This is a genomic window from Desulfoluna butyratoxydans (assembly GCF_900699765.1).
In the GTDB taxonomy this organism is placed as follows: domain Bacteria; phylum Desulfobacterota; class Desulfobacteria; order Desulfobacterales; family Desulfolunaceae; genus Desulfoluna; species Desulfoluna butyratoxydans.
Window position 1 is genome coordinate 186,025 of sequence record NZ_CAADHO010000009.1, and the last position, 22,124, is coordinate 208,148.

Annotated in this window: 11 protein-coding genes and 1 riboswitch; of the genes, 4 read left to right on the forward strand and 7 right to left on the reverse strand. The window is 56.8% G+C overall.

All coding sequences use genetic code 11. From position 1 onward, the window contains the following. The first annotated feature begins 741 nt into the window (after positions 1-741). Positions 742-4,950: an acyl-CoA dehydratase activase gene (locus MSL71_RS20945; RefSeq protein WP_180144326.1), complete on the forward strand. Its 4,209-nt coding sequence runs from the start codon at positions 742-744 to the stop codon at positions 4,948-4,950. Between the two features lie 403 nt (positions 4,951-5,353). On the opposite strand, the gene MSL71_RS20950 is transcribed toward MSL71_RS20945, so the two are convergent. From MSL71_RS20950 to mgtE, 3 genes are all read right to left on the reverse strand, one after another. Continuing rightward, the gene (locus MSL71_RS20950; RefSeq protein WP_180144329.1) at positions 5,354-5,977 is read right to left on the reverse strand and encodes a flavin reductase family protein; all 624 of its coding nucleotides are present in this window, start codon (positions 5,975-5,977) and stop codon (positions 5,354-5,356) included. A gap of 279 nt (positions 5,978-6,256) precedes the next feature. Further along, complete coding sequence (locus MSL71_RS20955) at positions 6,257-7,885, reverse strand: ABC-F family ATP-binding cassette domain-containing protein (RefSeq protein WP_180144332.1); 1,629 nt, start codon at positions 7,883-7,885, stop codon at positions 6,257-6,259. A gap of 463 nt (positions 7,886-8,348) precedes the next feature. Next, the gene (gene mgtE / locus MSL71_RS20960; RefSeq protein WP_180144336.1) at positions 8,349-9,728 is read right to left on the reverse strand and encodes a magnesium transporter; all 1,380 of its coding nucleotides are present in this window, start codon (positions 9,726-9,728) and stop codon (positions 8,349-8,351) included. 281 nt (positions 9,729-10,009) lie between these two features. Between mgtE and MSL71_RS20965 the strand changes: the two genes are divergently transcribed. Further along, positions 10,010-10,198: a hypothetical protein gene (locus MSL71_RS20965; RefSeq protein WP_180144339.1), complete on the forward strand. Its 189-nt coding sequence runs from the start codon at positions 10,010-10,012 to the stop codon at positions 10,196-10,198. A gap of 107 nt (positions 10,199-10,305) precedes the next feature. On the opposite strand, the gene MSL71_RS20970 is transcribed toward MSL71_RS20965, so the two are convergent. Both MSL71_RS20970 and MSL71_RS20975 read right to left on the reverse strand, forming a co-directional pair. Further along, a complete protein-coding gene (locus MSL71_RS20970) occupies positions 10,306-11,430 on the reverse strand; it encodes a DUF6765 family protein (RefSeq protein WP_180144342.1) in 1,125 nt (374 codons plus the stop codon). A gap of 255 nt (positions 11,431-11,685) precedes the next feature. Continuing rightward, entirely contained in the window at positions 11,686-12,261 is a 576-nt protein-coding gene (locus MSL71_RS20975; RefSeq protein WP_180144345.1) for a porin family protein, read from the reverse strand. A gap of 550 nt (positions 12,262-12,811) precedes the next feature. Between MSL71_RS20975 and MSL71_RS20980 the strand changes: the two genes are divergently transcribed. Together MSL71_RS20980 and MSL71_RS20985 are read left to right on the forward strand one after the other, a co-directional pair. Continuing rightward, positions 12,812-15,124 (forward strand): autotransporter outer membrane beta-barrel domain-containing protein, encoded by a 2,313-nt coding sequence (locus MSL71_RS20980; protein ID WP_180144348.1) that lies wholly within the window; start codon positions 12,812-12,814, stop codon positions 15,122-15,124. 83 nt (positions 15,125-15,207) lie between these two features. Continuing rightward, entirely contained in the window at positions 15,208-17,010 is a 1,803-nt protein-coding gene (locus MSL71_RS20985; protein ID WP_180144358.1) for an SUMF1/EgtB/PvdO family nonheme iron enzyme, read from the forward strand. Positions 17,011-17,140: 130 nt separating this feature from the next. Here the strand turns inward: MSL71_RS20985 and MSL71_RS20990 are convergent, their stop codons facing one another. Together MSL71_RS20990 and MSL71_RS20995 are read right to left on the reverse strand one after the other, a co-directional pair. Next, the gene (locus MSL71_RS20990; protein ID WP_180144361.1) at positions 17,141-18,301 is read right to left on the reverse strand and encodes a succinylglutamate desuccinylase/aspartoacylase family protein; all 1,161 of its coding nucleotides are present in this window, start codon (positions 18,299-18,301) and stop codon (positions 17,141-17,143) included. A gap of 286 nt (positions 18,302-18,587) precedes the next feature. After that, positions 18,588-20,585: a HAMP domain-containing methyl-accepting chemotaxis protein gene (locus tag MSL71_RS20995; RefSeq protein ID WP_180144364.1), complete on the reverse strand. Its 1,998-nt coding sequence runs from the start codon at positions 20,583-20,585 to the stop codon at positions 18,588-18,590. Positions 20,586-21,677: 1,092 nt separating this feature from the next. Further along, positions 21,678-21,870: riboswitch (cobalamin riboswitch) on the forward strand. Positions 21,871-22,124 lie beyond the last annotated feature (254 nt).

The window sequence follows — 22,124 nt, forward strand, 5'->3', positions numbered from 1 at the left end:
TATTAAGGTATATCAGAATGGATGATGATGGGTTGATAAACGAATGTCTCTATATTACTGGCAATTTCTTCATAAATCAACCTTTCGGTATGGTCGGTCAATGCATCATTGTTTGCTGTGGGTGGGACGACCCCTTTCGGGAATGTACGGCGACTTTACGTATACCCTGCCTGCAAGCATACCTCCACAGGCAGGGAAGAGGTTTTTCCGCAGGGCGGTGGTGTTTGTTGTAATTTTCCGTGAAATTAAGATGTTGTCATGGGGCTGTCGCTGGCGGGCAGCCTCTTTCGGGGGCTCTGAGCCCGATAAGAGCTTGTGCAGATACGTGCCGGAGTGTAGAATACGTATTCTAAAAGTGGTACGTATTCTCTCGTACGGCCCATGAATCCTTATTTTACGGGGCGCCCTTTGTTGCGGCCGTCATATCACCGACGGCGCCGGCAACAGACGATTGCAGAGACTTGAGGGCTCACACTCGAACACGCAAGCACCCCTCCCTTTATCTCCATGCAGGGTTTTCCTCTGTCCGTTTTGCTGGTTTCTTGCGATGCGACGACGGCAGGAGAAGAGAATCCTTCCTTAACAAGGGGGTGCCCGAGCCCTTACCCCGGATACTTCATGAGAAAACGATTCATCTGAAGTGACATGGCGTTATTACGGTGTGTTGCTGTGAGATGTCCGGGTTGAACGTTCCTTATCCCGTTGGAACAGAACGAACCATTCACGCTGGGGACCACACATATGACACTGAACATTCTTGGATTGGATATCGGATCCGTATCGGCCACAGCCGTCGAGATGACTCCCGACAGGCAGATTGTGAAAAAAGTCAGCCTGCAGCACAAAGGCGAGATGACATCGGCAGTGGAGACCCTTTTGCAGGCCTTCTCAGATAGCCGCATTGCCGCAGTGGCAGCCACAGACACCACCCCCTCCCTGATCAAGGCCAATCGACGGTTTGACGGGCGTATCAGCCTGATCCATGCGGCAAAACACCTTCACCCCGAAGCACGCAACGTGCTCTCCGTGGGGGGCGAGCAGTTTGCCCTGATCCGCTTTGACGACAAGGGCAATTACGTGGACACCCGTGGCAATACGTCCTGTGCCGCGGGTACGGGGAGTTTTCTGGACCAGCAGGCCGGGCGCCTCAATCTGTCCGGCATCGAGGAGCTCTCCCGCATCGCCGAAGAGAGCAACGGAGAGTTTCCCGAGATCGCCTCCCGGTGCGCCGTGTTTGCCAAGACCGATCTTATCCATGCCCAGCAGGAGGGGTATTCCCTTGCTGAGATTTGCGACGGCCTCTGCCACGGCCTGGCCAAAAATATCGCCGACACCGTCTTTGCCTCACGCGAGCAAAAAGACCCTGTGCTTTTTGTGGGGGGCGTGGCCCTGAACCGCGCGGTGACCGGTCACCTGGAGTCCATCGCCGGGGTCCCCTTTGTCACCGATGAGATGGCCCTTTACTACGGCGCCGTGGGCGCTGCCCTGGAGTTTCTGGCCGCTGGGGCCATTGCCTGCGACGCCGAGCCTATTTCTATCCCCGGGGGCGTGCAGCAGCAGGAGTCCTTTGTGAAGGAGTACCACTACCCGCCCCTGGAACTGCACCTGTCTGATTATCCAGATTTCTCAAGCGTTTCAAGTTACGATCTGCCCTTTGAACATGACGGCCTCAAGAGCTTTGTGGAGGTGGATGTCTACGAGACGCCGACGGAGAAAACCCTGCCCGCGTTCCTGGGCATCGACATCGGCTCCACCAGCACCAAGGCGGTGGTGGTGGATGAGTCAAAACAGGTGGTGGCCGGGTTTTACACCCGCACCTCAGGCCGCCCTGTGGATGCGGTGTCAGGCATTTTTGAGGCGGTGGAAGAAGTAGAGAAAAAGCTTGGGGTCGCCTTTGACTGGAAGGGGGCGGGCACCACGGGTTCGGGCCGTAAGTTCATCGGGCGTATTGTGGGAGCGGACCTGGCCCTGGATGAGATCACCGCCCATGCCCGGGCTGCCTGCGAACTCAACCCCGAGGTGGACACCATCATCGAGATCGGGGGCCAGGACGCCAAGTTCACCACCCTGAAAAACGGGATGGTCACCTCCTCAGTGATGAACAACGTGTGCGCGGCGGGCACCGGCAGCTTCATCGAGGAGCAGGCCTTGAAACTGGGGTGCGACGTGCGGTCCTACTCCCGGCGGACCCTGGGGGTTCGCGCCCCCATGAGCAGCGATCGCTGTACGGTTTTCATGGAGCGGGACATCAACCACTACCTGGCCTGCGGGTTTTCCGTGGACGAGGTGCTGGCCTCGGCCCTGCATTCCGTGCGTGAAAATTACCTCATCAAGGTGGCGGAAGAGGGGCGCATCGGCGAGGTGATCTTCTTCCAGGGCGCCACGGCCAAGAACAAGGCCCTGGTGGCGGCCTTTGAGCAGCGCCTGAACAAGAAGATCCTGGTGTCCAAGTTCTGCCATCTCACCGGGGCCCTGGGCACGGCCCTGACCCTTCTTGACGAAGGCGCGTCTGCCACCACCTTCCGGGGCACGGGGCTCCACAAAGAGCACATTGCCGTGACCTCCGAGGTGTGCTCCCTCTGTAATAACAAGTGCAAGATCACCGTGGCCGATGTGGCCGGGGAGAAGGTGGCCTACGGGTTCCTCTGCGGCCGCGATTACGAGTCTACCTCCTTTGTGAGCAGCAACAAGGCAGGGTTTGACCTCCTCAAGGCCCGCAAAAAGCTGCTTCGGGTGGAGTCGCCCACCTCGTATCGCCATGACGAGATCGTGGGCATCCCGGCAGCCCTTCACCTGCGGGAAGACCTGCCTTTCTGGAAGCGGTTTTTCTCTTTGCTTTCCATTCGCACCGTGACCAGCGAAGGGTTTAAAGCGGCGGTCAAGGAAGGAAAAAACCTCACAGGTGCCGAATTCTGTGCGCCCATGACGGCCCTGCACGGCCATGTGTCCCACCTGGTGGACAAGGCGGATTTTATTTTTCTGCCCTATTACATCGAGAACAAGAACCCGGAAAAGGGGGGCAGGCGCCAGTACTGCTACTACACCCAGTTCTCTCCGGCCGTGCTTTCGGCCTCGGCCCTGGGGGGCAAGGCCCAGCTGCTGACTCCCACGCTGAAGTACCTCTATTCGGGGTTCCATACCCGGTACCGGCTCTACCGGATGCTCAAGCAGGTGACGAAACAGCCCGTGAGTTTTTTCGAGGTCTCCACCGCGTACAACAAGGCCACTGAGTTCATGAAGGAGGCCCGGAAAAACCTGAAAGGGCTCTACGAAAAAGAGTTTGAACCCCGGGAGAACCTCTCGGTGGTGCTCCTGGGGCGACCCTACACGGTGCTGTCCCGCCAGGCCAACAACCGCATTCCCGATATCTTTGCCGAGCGGGGCGTGAAGTCCTTTTACCAGGACATGCTGCCCAAGGGAGACCCGGTTAAAATTCGTCCCATGCTTGACGAACTGCACTGGAACTACGCGGCCAAGATCCTGGAGGCCGCGGAGACCGCCGCAGGGATCCCCGGTATTTACCCGGTGTTCGTCACCTCTTTCAAGTGCGCCCCGGACTCCTTTATCATCGATGCCTTCAAAAAGGTGATGGAGGCCAACAACAAGCCGTACCTGATCCTGGAGCTTGACGAGCACGATTCCAGCGTGGGGTATGAAACCCGCATCGAAGCGGCCATCCGCTCCTTTAAGAACCACTACACCCAGGCCCACAGGGCAGGCTCCGGAGATTACTCCGTGGTGAACCCGGACCTGACCAAGGAGATGCGGAACAAGAACGTGGTGATCCCCAACTGGGACGCCATCACCTGCCGCCTCCTGGCCGAGAACCTGAGGCGGGAAGGGTACACCACCTACCTCATCGAGGAGACCCCGGCCACCATCCAGCAGAGCCTGAAGTTCAACACGGGCCAGTGTATTCCGGTGAACGCCATCGCCCAGGGGTTCATCGAGTGCATGGAGCAGAACCGACTCAACCCGGCCGACACCGTGCTCTGGATGTCCCATTCGGAGCTGGCCTGTAACATCAAGCTCTACCCCCATTTTATCAAGAGCCACCTCAAGGCCCATGGCGGGGGGATGGAAGAGGCCGGTGTGTTTGTGGGAGAGCTCTCCTTCATCGATATCTCCATCCGTGCGGGGGTGAACACCTACTTTGCCTATCTGTTCGGGGGGCTTTTGCGGAAGATGATCTGCAGGGTCCGGCCCTATGAGGCGGTAGAGGGGGCAACGGACAAAGTGGCCGAGCGGTCCATGGAGATCCTCTGCGACGCCATGGCCGGATACCGCACCAAGGAGAGCGCCGTCATCCAGGTGACCGAGCTTTTCGAAGGTATCGAGACCCGAAAGGAAGAGCGCATCAAGGTGGCCATCTTCGGAGACCTTTACGTGCGGGACAACAAGGTGATGAACCAGGACCTGATCCGGGTCATTGAAGCCCACGGCGGCGAGGCCATCACCACCCCGTACAACGAGTACGCCAAGATGATCGCGGAAAAGTATTTCAGGAAGTGGTTTGCCGAAGGCAAATACATGAGCCTTATTTCCTACAAGCCCCTTCTGGCGGCCATGAACACCCTGGAACGGCGATACCTCCGGTATTTTGAGCGGGTGCTGCCGGATGTGCACCACACCTACACCGACGACCCGGAGAAGATCCTGGCCCGGTACAAGCTCTCCATGGAGAATACCGGGGAGTCCATGGACAATATCCTCAAAGTCCACTACATCAAGAAGCACTACCCGGATGTGGGCCTTTTTGTCCAGACCAGCCCGGCCTTCTGCTGCGCCTCCCTGGTCACCGAGTCCATGACCGAGACCATTGAGGCGGTCACCGGCGTGCCCGTGGTCTGCGTGACCTACGACGGCACCGGCGGCAACAAGAACCGCCAGATCATCCCCTACCTGAAGTACCCGAGGAAAGCCGAAAATACTCGGCGGGCCAGCGCCTGATAACCTGAAAACAAAAAGGCCGCCGTGTGTCCCTGGCGGGACACAAACGGCGGCCTTTCGTTTTAACGCGTGCCTACGGTGTCGGGGATGTGAGGTAGGGTGCGCTAGCGCACCGCAGAGACATCGCAACGGTCATGAAAAATCATTGGCGGGTGGGCTTTTTACGCAGCATGGACAAGGCAAAAGACGTCGGTTTTCCCAGCACATGGTGCGCAAGCACACCCTACAAACGCCACAACAAGACCGGTCAACGTCATCCCTGCGGTCTGTGTTATATTGGGCTGAATTTTACGAGGTGACACTTACCGGATTAAGCACCCTTTCTGCCTTGCGCCACAAAGCCTCCATGGCTATTTTTCCCTTAGCCCTTAGCCCTTAGCCCTTAGCCCTTAGCCCTTAGCCCTTAGCCCTTAGCCTTCCCCCTTTTTTTCACCCCTTGCAGGGGAGACCCCATCTTTTTTTTCTTTTTCTCCACGGAAAACCCGAATTTCCCGAGCTTTTTCCCCAGGCCCCTGTACTGGCCGTGGGCGTAGCAGATGGGCTTGGCCCAGTCCAGGTGAAAGGCTCCGGTCTCTTCGTCCAGGTAGCGGGTGTCGGCCATGACGTTGACCACTTCGCTGATGAACATGTCGTGGGTGCCCAGGGGTACGATCTCCTTGACCCGGCACTCGATGTGCAAGGGCGCCTCGCTGATGATGGGGGCATTCACCTTTTCGGCTTTGCCTGGGGTGAGGTGCATCGCGTCGAACTTGTTGAATTTCTTGCCGGAGCGGACCCCGCACCAGTCCGTGGCCTTGGCCAGCTCTTCGGTGGTGAGGTTGATGACGTACTCGCCGGTGCGTTTCAGGATCTCGTAGGAATGGCGGTTGGGCCGGACGGAGATGTAGCACATGGGCGGGTCCGAGCAGATGGTCCCGGTCCAGGCGACGGTGATGATGTTGTACTCTGCTTCGGTCTCGCCGCAGCTGACCATGACGGCGGGAAGGGGGTAGATCATGGTGCCGGGTTTCCAGCTTACTTTGGCCATGGGGTTACCTTTGCGTGGGTTGGGGTGGTGCCCTCTATGGTTAACGTGGATAGAAAAACAAGCCTCCGGCGGCAAGGTGCGCCACCTTGAAAGCAGGTTGCGGATGCGCTTTGCCCCTCGTTCCTCGGGTCAAATCACATCCGCCTTTAAAAATGATATGTATTCAAATTTTTTTGTCACTATTCAGCGTGCCTCCGGCGGAGCCTGGAAAGGCTTGCTTAAGACCTGTTTGTCAAACTTTTTAAAAGTTTGGCCCCCGGCAGGGCCGCCGGAGGCTTTTTATTCTCCCTGACTGGCGGACTTGCCCAGGTAGTAGTCGTAGTCGCCCTCGTAGGGGATCATCTCCCCGTGGTCGATGGCAAACACCCGGCTGACCAGGGCACGCAGGAAGTGGCGGTCGTGGCTCACGAGGACCACGGTGCCCGTAAACGTTTTGAGTGCTTCCAGCAGGATCTCCCGGGACTGGATATCCAGGTGGTTGGTGGGTTCGTCCAGGATCAGCAGGTTCAACGGGCGTGCCAGCAGGGTGGCCAGGACCACCCGGCTCTTTTCACCGCCGGAGAGCATGTCGATTCTTTTGTGCACGTCGTCCCCGGAGAAGAGAAAGGCGGCGCAGAGGTTTCGGATCACCCCGATGCCTGCGGTGGGAAGGGCATCCTGCACGGTGTCGAAGACGCTCTTCTGCGGGTCGAGGATGTCCATGGCGTGCTGGCTGAAGTAGCCGGTGTGTACGTTGGCACCGATGGTGAGGTCGCCTGCCGAGGCCTCGGTCTGGCCTGCCATGACCTTTAAAAAGGTGGATTTCCCGGCGCCGTTGATACCCACCACGGCGATCTTGTCCCCCCTGCGCACCATGCCCGAGACCCCGCCGAAGACCGACTGCTCGGAGCCGTCCTCCTTGGGCCAGGACTTGGCCAGGTTGTCGATGGCCACCACGTCGTCGCCGGAGCGCGGCGGCTCGGCAAACTCGAAGGTCATGGTGCGCTGCTCCGGTGGCAGCTCGATGCGCTCGATCTTCTCCAGCTTCTTGATGCGGGACTGCACCTGGGCGGCATGGGAGACGCGGGCGGCAAACCGGGCGATGAACTCCTCCTCCTTGGCCAGCATCTCCTGCTGGCGGCGGTAGCTTGCCATGAGCTGTTCGCGCCTGATTTCCCGTTCCTTTAAGTAGAAGTCGTAGTTGCCCCCGTAGGTGGTGAGGGTGCGATTGGCCACCTCCACGGTACGGCTTACCACGCGGTTCATGAACTCCTGGTCGTGACAGGTCATGAGAAGGGCACCCTTGAACTCTGAGACCAGCCAGTTTTCGAGCCAGACAATGGACTCCACGTCCAGGTGGTTGGTGGGTTCGTCCAGCAGCAGCACGTCCGGGTTGACAAGAAGGATACCGGCCAGGGCGATGCGCATCTTCCAGCCACCGCTGAAGGCCTCCACGCTTCGGTCATGGTCCGCAGGGCCGATGCCCAGGCCCGTGAGGATGGCCCGAGTCCGTGGCTCCAGGTCGTAGCCCCCTCGGTTTTCGAACTCTTCCACGGCATTGCCGTAGCGCTCCAGGAGGGCGGCCATCTCGTCGTCGCCCATGGGAACGGCCATGGCCTCCTCCATCTCGGCGATGGACGCGGCCAGCTCGGCAATGTTCCCGGCGGCGGCGAGTACCTCTTCCAACGCCGTACGGCCCGCCATCTCCCCGGTGGTCTGTGAGAAGTAGCCGATGGTGGTTTTTTTCCCGATGGAGATCTCGCCCCCGTCGGCCTCCTCTTCCCCTGTGATCAGGCGGAAAATGGTGGATTTGCCTGCCCCGTTGGGGCCCACCAGGCCCGTACGGGAGCCGGAGAGGATCTGGAGGCTCGCCTTGTCAAAGAGGATCTGGTTGCCGTGCTGCCGGGTGATGTTGGTTAAGTGGATCATGGAAAGAGTCCGTGGTTCAGTGTATCAGAAAGCCGGGTCAAAGGGCAGGCACGCCCGCCGATCATCCCGGGATGATGCGTCATTTTACAAGGATGCGGAGCGTACCATGAAGCGCCGCAATGGGCAAGGCAAGCCAGGTGACAGGAAAAAAAGGGAATCGGCCATAGGAAATAGGGAATGTGCGTTGTAACTATTCAGCCCATGCCTCCGGCGGCCCTGCCGGGGGCTAAACGTTTAAAAAGTTTAACAAACAGGTTTTAAAAAATCTTTTTGCGTGAATTTTTACTTTAAAGGCGGATGTGATTTGACCCGAGGAACGAGGGGCAAAACACAGCTGCTATCTGCTTTCAAGGTGGCACACCTTGCCGCCGGAGGCTGTTTTTTTTTGAGCTGAATCGTTACTGTGCGTTTTTTATAACCCATCACCTGCTTTTCTTATGGCCTGTTTTCCCTATCGCCTGCCTTACACCCCCAAAAGCACCCGTGCACAGGTGAAATAGATAAAGAGCCCGGTGATATCCACCACTGTGGTCAAAGCCGGGCTGGCCACCACGGCCGGGTCCAGGCGCAAACCGGCTGCGCCCATGGGGAGGAGGGCGCCCACCAGGGTGGAGGTGAGCACCTGAACGGAGAGAGCCAGGACAATGACACCGCCCACCTGGGGCAGGGTAAAGCCTCCGGGGATGGGGCTGCCGCCGGAGAGGAGCTGGATCTTTATCCAGGCCACACCGGCCAGCACGGCCGCCAGCATCAGGGCGATTTTAAACTCTTTGCCCAGGACCTTGAGGATGTCCCTGGATGTAATCTCTCCCAACGCCAGGGCCCGGATCACCACGGTGGCGGACTGGCTGCCTGTGTTGCCGCCGGTGTCGGCCAGCATGGGCATGTAGAGGGCCAGGATCATGAGGTGGCTCAAGGTGGCCTCGAAGTGATGGAGGATCCCTCCTGAGACCAGGCCTGCTGCGGCCAGGCCCACCACCCAGAGGACGCGGTTCCTGAAATGGGTCAGGGCCGGGGTGCGCAGGTAGGAGGCCGCATCGTGGCTCCCCTGGATGGCCATGAATTTTTCAAGGTCTTCGGTGTGCTCCTGGGTGATGATGTCGATGGCGTCGTCGTGGGTGATGATGCCCACCAGGGCGTCCCCGCCGTTGATCACCGGCAGGGCGATGAGCCCGTACTTCTGGATCTGGCGCGCGGCAAACTCCTGGTCGTCCGTGGCCCGCACCGAGATCACCCCTTCGTTCATGATCTCCCTTACCGGCTCATGGGCCGGGGCCAGGATCAGGTCCTTCAGCGATGCAAAGCCGATGAGCCTGCGCTCTTCATCCACCACATAGGCATAGTAGATGGTCTCCTTGTCCGGGGCTTCCCTTCGGAGTTTGTCGATGGCGTCGGCCGCCGTGAGGTCCGGGGAGAGGGTGGCGTAGTCCGAGGTCATGGCCGAGCCTGCGCTTCCCTCGTGGTAGGAGGAGAGCTTTCGGATGTCTTCCCGCTCGGCCACCGCCAGGGCGGAGAGGATTCGGAGTCGTCTGTTTTCGGGAATACGGCTGAGAAGGTCCACCCGGTCGTCCGGGGACATCTCGGTTACCAGGCAGGCCAGTTCGTGGCGGCTCAGGGTTTCGGCAACATCCGCCTGGAACCAGTCATCCATTTCCGAGAAGATCTCGGCGGCAAGGCATAGCTCTCCCGCTTCAAGGATTTGCCAGGCCTCTTTGGGGGTGAGGGCGGAGAGAAAGTCGGCGATGACGCGCGGGTGTCCGCTCTCCAGAAAGAGGCCCAGGGCCTCACGGTTGTCGGATTCAAGGTAATCTCGCAGCTCAGGGACGAGGAGCGGGTTTTTCATGGTGGACCTCCCTGATGGGTTCCGCGCCGCGCGCGTTACCCTGAAGAAAGGGTCACCCGGGAATTACGCTAAGGGCGTGACGGGGCGTGCCTTTGGAAAGGGATCGCAGAGCGGTCGGAGTCGTGGTGATGTCTTTTCAGGAGCGGGCTGACTGCCGCCTTCCGAATCGTTCATTTCCTGTTCCTGTGAAGTGATCTGTTGCTCTGTCGTGCAGAGTGTGCATGGTCACGTGATGATGGCCTGCCGTAGGGCAAACCGCCCGTGCCCGGAAAAAAGGTTGCATGAAGGAAGGGGACACCCCTGCCGGAAACACACCACCGGGCAAAAACGGTGGCGACCATAGCACCATGCACCGGTTTCTGCAACCCAAACCTTTGTTTTTCGCAGGGCCAACGCATGTAACAATTCAGTTGCCTCCGGCGGGTCGCTTGTTGAAAAAAGCTCTGCAAAAACTTTTCGGTAAAACATAATAAAGAAGGGGGGGTATGCAAGGTTGATGCGTGCGCCCAAAAAACGAAACCTGTTTGTCCAACTTTTCAAAAGTTTGGCCCCCGGCAGGGCGCCGGGGGCTCCTTAGTTATCTGGGGATGGTCACCCCTTCTTTTTCCGCAAGCCTGAAAAAATGGTCCTTGTACCAGTGCACCGCTTTGTAAAAGCGGTACCAGTTGCCCTCGGCAAAGTCCGGGGCGGGGATGGCTCCTTCCACCTTCCGTTTGTCGTAGGCTTTTACCGAGAAATTGGAAAAGGACGCCTTGAGCCAGCGGAACCTATCGTAGCTGAGCATGGGGTCCGATGCGTCCAGAAGGTTGAGCCGGACCATGGTCTTCTGCCAGTTTTTGACCCGTTTTTTGTCGGTGTGCACGCCAAGGAGGGTGTCGAACAGGGGCGTGAGGTCCGTGAGGCCGACCCCGGGGTCTTTGTATTCAGGGTGCTTTTCAAGGTAGTCCGTAAGGTGCCCGTGGATCTTCGTGAAGGCCCTTTCGAAGCGGTCGGGGTTGATTGCTTTGGATTGTTTGAACTGGGAGGAAAAATTGTCGCTGTAGTCGTAGTGGTAGGTCCAGGTGAGGTGGGGTTCGTCGGGGCAGCTCAAGGCCCTGCCGTGGCCGTAGGCCGGAGCCATGGCGTGCAGGGCCCGGTCAAAGGTGTCCCCGAGTTTGCTTTTCTGGAGCTGCATCACCCATTTTTTAAAGACGTGCACCGGCACAAGGGGCATTTTGGTGGTGGCCGAGAGGTTTTCGATGCTGTTGACCTTGCTCAAAAGTCCGGAGAACCCCTGATGTGAGAAGGTGTCGGCGTAGGCGTGAAGGACCATGCCCAACTTTACAAGGTCGTTTTCTTCTTTGGCTTTTTCCAGGATGGGCCTGATGATGGGGGAGTTTTCCTTGCACCTCAGCTTGCGGGTAAAGCTTTTCCCATCGCATCCCGGCACAAAGTGAAAGGCGCAGGTGTTGCCCGTCATGGAGTCGTAGTTGTAGGTGGCAAGCCGGGCGTAAGAGTGGCAGGTGGCCATGTTGAAAAAGGCCGGTTTGCCGTCGATGGTTTCCGGCTCCACATCCGTCGGCTTTTTGGCCAGGACCATGTGGTTGATCTTGGCGTCGTCGACGTACTGGGAGGCATAGGCGATGGTTCCCGCGGCCTCTTTGGTGAAGCCGCAGGCCCTGCAGAAGGCCAGGATGCCGTAGTAGTGGGCGTCAATTTTCATGGGTTCTCCGGTGGAAGAAAGTTAATGATGTGACCGTTATGGTATCAATGTTCTTTTTGTGTCAATCCTGTTTTGCAAATTCTGTGAGTTGATTCGCTGGTCAAGTGGTATGGCATGGGGAGGGGGGAGTGGGGTTCAAGGACTTCACTGAATTCAGATGGGGGGATGAGGGTGTAACGTTTTGTGAAAACCAAGGGGGGCCAGGTGAAAAAGGAGGTGCTTGCTCTTTGGGCACCAGCACCCCTTGGGGTGCTTTTAAAATGTCCGTTTGACGCCGATGGTCATGGGCATGAAGTCGTTGTCGTCAATGTCCCCGCAGGTGAGGTAGTATGAGATCTCCCCGAAGAAGAACACTTTTTCAGAGATGTAGGCGTCCACCCCGGCTCCCGCACGGAGCACGGTTCCCCAGTCCGATTCTGCATCATGGGTATCCAGAAAATCCACACTGGCTGTGAGATCGGCAAACCCGGCTCCAACCAGGCAATAGGGTTGTACCTTTCCTTTGCTCGGGTACCACTTTGCGTTTGCGGTGATTGCATAGCCGTCCAGTTCAAAGGCTTCGATACCTGCAACACTGCCGTCAAACCCGTCGATGTATAGGTAGTCGATTTCCGCTTCAAGGGAATCGCTTACCCGATATCCCAGCCTGACATTAAACCCTACGCTTTCGTCGAAATCGATGCCGTTTGATCCGGTATCAATGTTCTCATGCAGGTTTGATCCTCCGACCCCAAAGGACCACGGTGATGTGGTTTCTTCCATGGCGTAACATGGAGAGATGACAAAGATGGCACAGAACGACAGCAGCAGGCTTTTGAAACTTTTTTTCATGGGTGACCTTTTTTTGGTGGTTGATTGCATGTCAGCGGTCACATGGCTGAGGCCGGTGTGATGTGACTTGCTGTTTTTTGATATTTCCTATCAGTAAACTTTAACTTCGTAAAAAAGGAGGTGATAGCAAAAAAGGTAAGTCGAAGCAATGTTTCATTTTGGGTTTTGAGTAATATTTCATTTGGTGCTCTGTTTGTTAAAAATTCGCCAAAAAAACGCCAAAATTTGGTTAAAATTTAATTTTTTACGGCGTAAGGTTCTGGAAATCAGGTGCTTTGTAATGGGGTCTCAATATTTATCTAAAAAATAGTTAGTATTTTGTTGACACGGGAAGTCCTCTCTGAAATACAACGTCAGTTTTTGACTTAATTTGTTGTAATAAACTTTTTACGAAGAGGGGGGCCGTTTGTCGAATCGGTTTGCGTTGGGTCTTGTCGCTGCGTTGGGTATCTGCCTTCTTTGCACCCCGGGGAGTGCCTCGGAGCAATACTTAGGCAGTGATCCGCTGCTTCCCGGGCAGTGGTCTGATTTTGTGCCGTCGGATACTGATTTGTCGGCTTTGCATGGGGCGTATTTCGGCCGTGTTTTTATTCACGATGAGGACATTGCCGTAGAAAAAAAAGGGGTCCCGCTTTTTGGGGCTCGGACCAGCGAAGGGGTTGTGTATGCGTCCGGCATCTGTGTTGGGGGGGATGATCTTCTTGTTGAGAACAACGCGTCTGTCACCCTGAGGGCGCAATACCCTGCCATGGAGGACGTTGGGCGGGTGGATTCGGTGGCCAAGGCCTTTGGACTGAGCGTGCTGAACGGCGGCATCGCCCTGAATGAGGGGCGTATTGATGCCGGTGCCTCCGGCGAGTCGGTGCGGCTGTCTACGGATGGCAGGCATGCCGACGTGGGGGCCAATCTGGTGGTGCTATCCTGCGGGATCTGGGCAACCCGTTCCGGCCAGCTCGCTTTTTCAATCCCCGCAGCAGATCCCGGGGAAGGGGCCTCTGTATGCCTGGCCTTGAACCGTGGGGATATCGCTGTTTCCTCTGGGTTGGGAGATCTTGCCGCAGGCCCGGATGCCACCTATCGGACCCGGGGCCGTGCATACGGAATGTATTGTGATACGCGCGCCGTCGGCGTGAACACCGGGCGAATTTCAGCCACGGCCACCGGAGGCATGCGTCTTCATTCCAACACCTCACCCATGGAAACGGATGTTGTCTCCTGCGGTATGTATGGCGAGGCCGGGTCGATGATGCTTAACACCGGCAGCGTTGTTTCTTTTGTATCCGGGGAACGTCTTGATGACCCAGGGGCTTTGGGAACCCCGTCTGCGTCGGGGACAGTACGAAGTCAGGCCATGGGGCTCTTTGGCGACAAAGGGGCTGCGGTTGTCAACACCGGAGAGGTTTCGGTAACGGCCCGGGGCGGTGACACCGGGGACAACCCTGAGGCCCTCGCTTACGGTCTTATGGGCAGCACAGGCAGCCGGATTGTCAACACCGGCTCGATTTCTGTTTTCTCTCAATCCCGCGGAAAGGCACGGTCCTATGGGATTGTGTCCACAGGAGATGCGGATCTCTATTCCACCGGCATGGTGGATGCCCGGGCCGCCTCGGATTCGGGCGATGCCCGGGCTTATGCTGTCTACGCCGCAGACGGCAGGCTGGTGGTCAAGGAGTACGAAGTCCTCTTTTCCGAGGATACGTCGGTGCTCAATGGTGTCTGGGGTCATTCTGCCACCGGTTCGTTTGATCTTTCGGATGCTGCCCTTCATGTCCGTATCGACGAGAGCACGCTTTTTGAAACCCCGTATCAAATCGATGGGGCTGTCTCGGGGGAAACCCACAGGTTTTCTCGTGTTGAAGGGTTGTTCTCCGAAGACATTGCCGTAGTGGGCCTCAACGGAAACGAATCCATCCTGTTTCGTTATGCCCCAGCGTTTAACCCCGCCATAAAGTCTTTCCGGCAAACCTTGGAGGTGATGAACCAAGGCATAGCCATGGCGGACGAAGCCTTCATGGCCGCGGGCATGGGGCAGGGGACGCGAAAGAGAGGTGACGGCCCCCGGGCGCGCACCCTTTTTGTCATGCCATACGCCAGCAAGGGCCATGGCGACGGGTATGACGCCAAGGACGGAGGGCTTTGCGGCGGCGGGACCCGCGCCTGGGGGCGGGACACCCTGGCAGGGGTCCACTTTGTCCTCGATCGCGGATCCCTGGATTTTGACCCGGCAAGGTATCAGGACAGGGAGACCCGTATGACCCATGCAGCCCTCGGGGTTCAGGGGCTTCGCCGGATTACCGCAAATACCTCTTTGCGCCTTTCCTCCACTTTTTTTTATTCCACCCATGATTTTGAGGATAAAGCCCCTGAAAACCAGGAAGAAGGCGACTACAAAACCCAGGGGGTGATCACTCGCCTGGCTGGTACTTACGTTTTTCGACCTGCTCCAGGGAGCGTTCTGGCCCCTGAAATCGGTCTCCGGCATGAGTGGGCGCACCAGGACGCCTTTGTCATGGATCATATGAGTTGGATGGGTACACGCTACGGAGTGCTGGACGAGCAGGAACTCTTTGTGGAAACCGCCATCAACTGGAGGGGGCTTCTGGAAGCAGGGGACATCGCCATCGAACCCCGGCTCCGTCTTTTTGCCGAGCAGGTCCTCACCGGTGGAAAGGTTACCGGAACAATGGCCCTTGCAGATCAGCAGGCAACCCTTTCAGATCGGCAGGACAATTCTGCCTTTGGGGCGCAGTTCAGCGCTGAGATGACTTGGGGTGATACGTCCCTTGCACTTGGCTACTCCGGCCGCATCAACGATGAGATGACCCGGCACCGCGGGTGGGTGAATTTTCAGGTGGCGTTTTAACAGGTACGACACAGGCCAGGGGATCCAGACAAGCATCGTTTTGAAATGGATGCCCACAGCATGTGGGATTGAAGGAAGGTAGAATGAAGGGAACAAGGATGAAATATCGCGGATACATGACAGCGATGCGGTTGATACTGACGTTGGCAATTCTTTTAATTACAGGGTGTGGCCGCGGGGCCACTCCCGGTGCGGAGTCGGGCAGTGGGGTGTCGGTGCTCGAACAGCCTAAGGACGTCACGGTGGCCGAAAAGGAGTCAGCTGTCAGCCTCTCCTGGAAAGCCGTGCCCGGCGCGACCCAGTATACGGTTTACTGGTCGGAGACTCCAGGGCCCTTTGGTGGGGTAAAAAGCACGAAAGGCGCTGAATGGATTCCGGTCAGGGGCATCAAAGGGACGAGCTGGATCCATGAAAATACCTGTTTCTGCAAGCAGCTGTACTATGTGGTTGTGGCGGAAGACGGTTCATATAACAGCAAACCCTCTGACGTTATTGCGACCGTTGCCAGTGCCGGCACATTGGATTTTCCAAGGCATTTTAGAGCCGTTTCACAGGGTGACGGCATTGCGGTCGGTTGGGGGGCGGTGCCCTGTGCCCGGAGCTACACCGTGTATTGGTCCGATGATCCGGACTTGGCGGAAAGCGAGTGGCAAATGGAATCGAATATCACGGAGACAGAGTGGCTTCACCAGAAGGTGGAGTATGGCAAGACGTATTATTATGACATTGCTGTGACGGGGGACGAGAAGGTCGATTATTCAACCCGTGTCGACAGGGTTGATGCGACGGCTAAATCCGGGATCCTTCAAGCCCCGCGGCATGTTTTTGCTAAGCCGGTGGATGATGCTGTGGAGCTTACTTGGGATGACGTGCCCGGGGCAGAATATTACACCATTTACTGGTCCAAAGATCAGGGGGCGGGGATTGACAGCGAAAATGCTGTAGAGACAACGAAGAGTTTCTGTACCATCGTGGATGGCCTCGAAAAACATACCACCTACTATTTTGTTGTTGTCGCGTCAGGGTGGGGATCGGAAAGTGAACCCAGTGGTGCCATGGTTGTTTTTTTTCTGGGGGAGAAAATTATCCATGAACCCGTGACTATCTTTTTAGATCCTCCCACGAATGCACTTTCTGTAGCATTTGAAATGGCAGCACTTCCGGGGGGCACATTCAGGATGGGGTCGCCCGTGAGTGAATCAGGAAGGCATGATCAGGAAGACCTTCATGAGGTGGAACTCACCCAAGGGGTTTACATTGCGACGACAGAAGTCACACAGGAACAGTGGCAGGCTGTGATGGGTGAAAATCCTTCAGAGTGCCAATCAAAAAATAATTTGCCTCCTTTTTGGCCAGGAGGGCCGTCGGTGATTTATCCCGATGACACAACAAAATGTCCCGTGGAGAGCGTTTCGTTTGAGGCGGTTCAGGCATTCATCGATGTGTTAAATACGAAAAGTACTCTGTACACATTCAGGCTCCCCACAGAAGCGGAATGGGAGTACGCCGCGAGGGCAGGGACAGTCACTCCTTTTGCCATAGGCGATGGATATGAGCTTAAGATTGGTGAGGCTCGGTTCGGGGGCAGTCCTGCTGACAGAACAGGTCCCAGTAACGTGAAAGATAAAGACTTTCAACCAAATTCCTGGGGCCTTTATCATATGCATGGGAACGTAGCAGAATGGGTTGTAGACACTTGGCAAGAACATTTGGGGACGGAGCCGAAAAGGTTTCCCGAAGATGATATTGTGACGACTGGAGAGGAGCATTGTGTTCGGGGGGGGAACTGGTCCCAGGGTCAGAGATACAGTCGTTCTGCAAGCCGTGCCGGAAGTGGGGCTGGGAGCTATTTGGTTGGCTTTCGGCTTGCAGCAGATTTGAGATAACTTCTTAAAGTCAAAAGGGGGGTACCCAATACTCTTGATAAAACGAACGGGGCTGCTCCCCTTTCTCAACCGATTGCGGTGTTTTTTGTCAGGATGAGCAATCCGCTTTCGGGGTGTTTTTGTTTTTCATCTATTCCTTTGTATCGACCTCCGCCGACTCCGCGCGGCTTTGCTCCTTAAGTTCCTCAGGCGTGTGACGGATACCCACCCGGAAGAGGGCAAAGCCCGGGCTGACGAACTGGTTCTGGGCACGCCCCAGGATGGTGCCGTTGAGAGGGGAGAGGGTCTGGTGCACCACGTTGGTGACCGGGTTGATGATTTCGGCCAGGAGGTCCCCTTTTTTGACGGATGCCCCGAGCTTGACTTTGCTCATGAGGATCCCCCCGGCTTCGGCCCGTACCCACTCGCTGCCGTAAAACACAGGCTGTGGGGAGGGAAGGAATTTGAATTTTTCCACCATGCCCACGTTTTTCAGGAAGGTCCGGATGCTCTTGACGCCGGTGGCTACCTTGTCGGGCTCCAGGCTCAAGGGGCCGCCGATTTCCATGACCACCGCGGGGATGCCCGAGTCCGTGGCCGCATCCCTGAGGCTGCCTTCCGGGGCGATGCTTTGAAGGGTGGTCAGGTCGCCGAAGTGCTTGGTGAGATCGGCCACTTCGTCCATGGCAAAGTCGGCGCGGAGCTGGGGCAGGTTTTCCCGGAAGAAGGAACCGGTGTGGATGTCGATGAGCATGTCGCACCGGTCGATGATGTCCGTGAACAGGGCGTAGGCCACACGGCTTGGGTAGGATCCTTTGGGGTTGCCGGGAAAGTAGCGGTTGAGGTCCCTTCGGTCGCCGATGTAGCGGTCCCGCCTCCAGAACCCTTCAAGGTTGACGATGGGCATCCCCACCACCACCCCGTTCAATTTTTTTGGGTCGATGTTGTGCACCACCTGGCGGATCATCTCGATGCCGTTGAGCTCGTCACCGTGGATGGCGGCAGTCAGTGCCAGGACAGGGCCCGGCTTTGCACCGTTGATGACGATGACGGGGGTTCCCACCGTCACCCCGCCCGGTGCCTGCACAGAGAACCATTTCAGGGTTTTCATGGTGCCCGGCTCGACGGTCTCGCCGATGATCTTGAAAGGCTTGGTCGTGGGGGCCTTGAATGTCTCCTTGATGGGTTTTGCTTCATGGGCCGGAGGGGGCGCTGCGGGGGGCTCGGCCTCGCTCTTGTCGGTGATGGTTTCTGTGGCAAGGGCGGGAAAGGCAAGGCACAGAATCAGGAAAAGCAGCCAGTGGGTTTTCATAATCCTCCTTGATGCTTCAGGTGTTGCTTCGTGTTCAACGGCAGTGGCGGGGGAGCCGATTCCGTCCAGTTTGCAGGCGGGTGGGGACTGCGTGGCGCTTTTTTGAGTGACAGGGGGCCGTGGGCGCGTGTGGTACTGGCCGGCGGCGGGACCGGGAACGTGTCCTTTTGTACCCTGTTTCTGCCGGAAGTGTCTATTCTTTTTCGGGATGTTGATGTTTGTGGCAGGGCTTTGCGAAACGGGGAGGGGCTTGGCCTTGCCTCCCCGTTTCGCTTTTTTGCGCCGATCAGAATTTGACCACGTCCACCATCTGCTTGAGTTGGTCGGAGAGGTTTTTCAGTTTTTCCACGTTGTCGCCGATCTGGGTGCTGTTGGTTGACATCACGCCCGCGGCATGGTCGACCTGGTTGATGTCATGGGTGATGTCGCCTGCGACAGCGGCGCTGTGGGCGATGCTTTCCGTGATGTCCTGATTGCCCCTGGAGGCCTGGGCAATGTTGTCGGCGATCTCCTTGCTTGTGACCGACTGCTCTTCGATGGCCGAGGCAATGGTGGTGACCAGCTCGTTCAATTTGGTGATGACATCAGAAATGCCCTGGATCTCAATGATGGCGTCCTGGGTGGCGCCCTGGATCCCGTCGATGCGGGTCTTGATCTTGTGGGTCGCCTCGGAGGTCTGCACCGCCAGCTCCTTGATTTCACCGGCCACCACGGCAAAGCCTTTGCCCGCTTCGCCTGCCCGTGCGGCTTCGATGGTTGCGTTCAGGGCAAGAAGGTTGGTTTGTTCGGAGATCTCTTTGATGGCTTCGGTGACCTGGCCGATTTCATGGGCCGATTTTCCCAGGGCATCGACCTTGGTGGAAGCCGTGCGGGAGAGGACAACCGCGTCGTCGTTGATCCCTCGGGCCGTGGCCGTGTTGCTGCCGATTTCATTGATGGTGGCGGTCATCTCCTCTAAGGCGGCGGCCACCATGTTGATGTTTGTGGCGGACTGTTCCGTGGCAGCCGATACCGAGTTCATGTTGGCGCTCATTTTTTCGGCGGCTGCGGCCACGGCGTTGGATTTGCCGGAGGTTTCGGCTGAGCCGGACACCATCTGGGTCGACACGGTGCCGAGCTCCTCGGTGGCGGAGGTGAGGGTGTGCACCCCGGACCGGATGTTGGTGAAGGTCTCCCGGAGTTTGATGGCCATGGTCTCCATGTCTTTGTAGACGCCGTGGAGCTTGTTGTTTTTGTCGTAGGTAAAGGTGATGAGGAAATTGCCTCCGGCAATGTTGCGGGCCACCTCCGCAATCTCTGCGGGGTCGCAGCCCAGCTGCCTCAGGACGCTTCGGGTCAGGCCGATGACAATGAGGATGCCGATGATGAGGGCCCCTGCGCTGGTGGCGATGATCAGGACGATCCCCCGGTGGTTGGAAACCTTCAGGCGGGGGCCGATCTGGTCCTGGACCCCTTTGATGTCGAGCTTGATTTCATCGATGAGGCGAGCCACCTCAGGACCGATACGGTCCAGGGTGCCCTCAATGACCTGGTTCCGGGAGTCTCGAAGGGAGAGGGCCTGGGAAAAGCCTTTCAGGTAAAGGTCTTTTTCCCTTTGGATATTGGAAAGATCCGTGGTGGGTGCCCCTGTTTTTGCCAGGCGGTCCAGGGCCCCTTGCATCAAATCAAATTCGGAGACCACCCGGTCGGCGTCGGATCTGGCATTGCTGACGAAAAAGGCTGTCCTGTGAACCCTTCCGATGAGCATGTGCTCCATGGCAACCCCTGCACCATAGGCCATTTCGGTGTCGCCTTTTCGGTTGGCCGACTCCAGAAGCTCTGCGAGCAGGGTTTCCATGGCCTTGCCCCTGGGGTTCAGGACGTCTCCGATGACTTTTTCTTCCTGCTTCTGGAGATCGACCACCTTGATAAAGGCTTCGTTGTAGCGGCTGACAGAGGCGTCGATTTCCCGGATTTTGGCGGCATGGTCAGGGTGGTTGATGGTCTCGGTTGCCCGTTCCAGCAAATCATCCATTTTTTCATAGTAACCCATGAACTCTTCCCGGTTGGTCTCGTTTCCGGAGATAAGGAACTCTTTGACGTTCATTCGCGTCATGAGCATATTGGCCTGAATGCGGCCTGAAAGGTTGGCGTTGCGGGCCATCTCCCGGTATTCCGTAAAGCCGCTGGATGCATTGTTCAATGCGACGATTCCCATCAGGGTGGTGGCGGCCAGCAGGCCCAGTACCGTGGTAAATCCCAGTATGAGCTTGGATTGAAGGGTCATGTTTTTCAGGGTGTTCATGGGGATATTCTCCTAAATCAAGGGGTGTTCCGCAGACCAGCAAACGAGCGGTTACACACTCCGCGCACACGTCCGCAGATCGGGGTGGCTGTCGAAGCGCGTGCCGATGCCATGGCTCGAGACAGGGCGGTGTCCATCGTTTTTTTACTGAAAAGCTGTCAAAGGGTTGAAAAACCGAGACACGGGTATCCGAAGAAAAGGCAGGCAACGCGTTCTTCGCGGGGCAGCCATTAAGCGGTGTGGCGGTGTGGTTTTTGATTCCCAGGGTTGGTTGACGAGTCGTGAAGAATTAATGGGCAGGCGTGTGGGAACATGGCAGACAGGCGGCTGCGGTCTGTGTTTCGATCTTTTACCCAGATTCCCGGCCAGGGGTTGTTGTGTCCTTTCGTAGGGTTTGTTCTGTTTTATGAAATATCTTATAAAAATCAGGAGAGCTAATAGCCCAACTCGAGGTGACAGTCAAATAGAAAAAAGTAAAAAAGTGAGGATTTGACAGGGCCGATATTCCTATTCCATTGTAAGTAACATTGGAAACGAGGTCTGCTCTGGCGGTTTTCGCTTTTTATTCAGTTGGATAGGCGGGGTGAGTGCGCGCTTTGGCTGGATTCAACGCTGCACCCGTCAATGTGGAAGGGCACATTGACAGGTAAGGGGCGTTTCCCATAAGGCCATGCCAAGAATAAATTACATATGACGGGATCATCCCATAAGTCCTCAGCATGATTTTTTGATCGATGCTTCGACACATAACGAATGTAAGGCGGAGTATCGTTATGTATTATTTGTAACTATTCAGCTTGCCTCCGGCGGGTCGCTTTTTTGAAAAAAAGCTCCGCAAAAAACTTTCCGGTTGAAAGATTAGAACAGTCAAAATCCCTGAAATTCATCCCAAAGCTGTCAAGGCCTGTTTGTCAAACTTTTCAAAAGGTTTGCCCCCGGCAGGGCCGCCGGAGGCAAACATAAGCTGAATAGTTACTATTATTTTTAAGGGCACTGCCATGGCCTGTTTTCCTTAAGTACTGCACGAATGCATTGACATCTCGATGACGGTAGGATAGTTTTGCTCACATTCTATAGAAATGGCCCTGGTCATTTCGGACATACTATTCAGGTGCGGGCCGGTGCATGGTCTGCATAACAAGGAATCCTGTGCAAATCAGGAACGGGCCCGCCGCTGTAACCGGGGACGAACGCCGCAGACATGCCACTGTTGAAAATCAACGGGAAGGCGCGGCCATTAGATCGATCCGGAAGTCAGAAGACTTACCTGAATAACTGGGTAGATTTTTCACTCGTGGAAAAGGGTGGAAAAGTGCATTGTGGAATGAAAACGGTATCCCACACAGGCTTTGCTCTGTGTGGGTTTTTTTGTTCCCCGGCGCTGGTTGCACCGGGGAGAAAAAGACCTGCACGGTATGTGGCTTTTGGGCCACGGGTGTTTGGGGGAGGGGGCGAGTCGCTCTTTTCCCGGGTATGTATGGGGACCGGATGGAAACGCACGCCTCTTTTCTCCATGCATGCTGATTTAACCATCAAAGG

What these genes read in the sequence shown, in the direction of transcription:
- MSL71_RS20945 (WP_180144326.1), top strand. Translation starts at nt 742, where the DNA reads ATGACACTGAACATTCTTGGATTGGATATCGGATCCGTATCGGCCACA.
- MSL71_RS20950 (WP_180144329.1), bottom strand. Translation starts at nt 5,977, where the DNA reads ATGGCCAAAGTAAGCTGGAAACCCGGCACCATGATCTACCCCCTTCCC.
- MSL71_RS20955 (WP_180144332.1), bottom strand. Translation starts at nt 7,885, where the DNA reads ATGATCCACTTAACCAACATCACCCGGCAGCACGGCAACCAGATCCTC.
- mgtE (WP_180144336.1), bottom strand. Translation starts at nt 9,728, where the DNA reads ATGAAAAACCCGCTCCTCGTCCCTGAGCTGCGAGATTACCTTGAATCC.
- MSL71_RS20965 (WP_180144339.1), top strand. Translation starts at nt 10,010, where the DNA reads ATGAAGGAAGGGGACACCCCTGCCGGAAACACACCACCGGGCAAAAAC.
- MSL71_RS20970 (WP_180144342.1), bottom strand. Translation starts at nt 11,430, where the DNA reads ATGAAAATTGACGCCCACTACTACGGCATCCTGGCCTTCTGCAGGGCC.
- MSL71_RS20975 (WP_180144345.1), bottom strand. Translation starts at nt 12,261, where the DNA reads ATGAAAAAAAGTTTCAAAAGCCTGCTGCTGTCGTTCTGTGCCATCTTT.
- MSL71_RS20985 (WP_180144358.1), top strand. Translation starts at nt 15,208, where the DNA reads ATGAAGGGAACAAGGATGAAATATCGCGGATACATGACAGCGATGCGG.
- MSL71_RS20990 (WP_180144361.1), bottom strand. Translation starts at nt 18,301, where the DNA reads ATGAAAACCCACTGGCTGCTTTTCCTGATTCTGTGCCTTGCCTTTCCC.
- MSL71_RS20995 (WP_180144364.1), bottom strand. Translation starts at nt 20,585, where the DNA reads ATGAACACCCTGAAAAACATGACCCTTCAATCCAAGCTCATACTGGGA.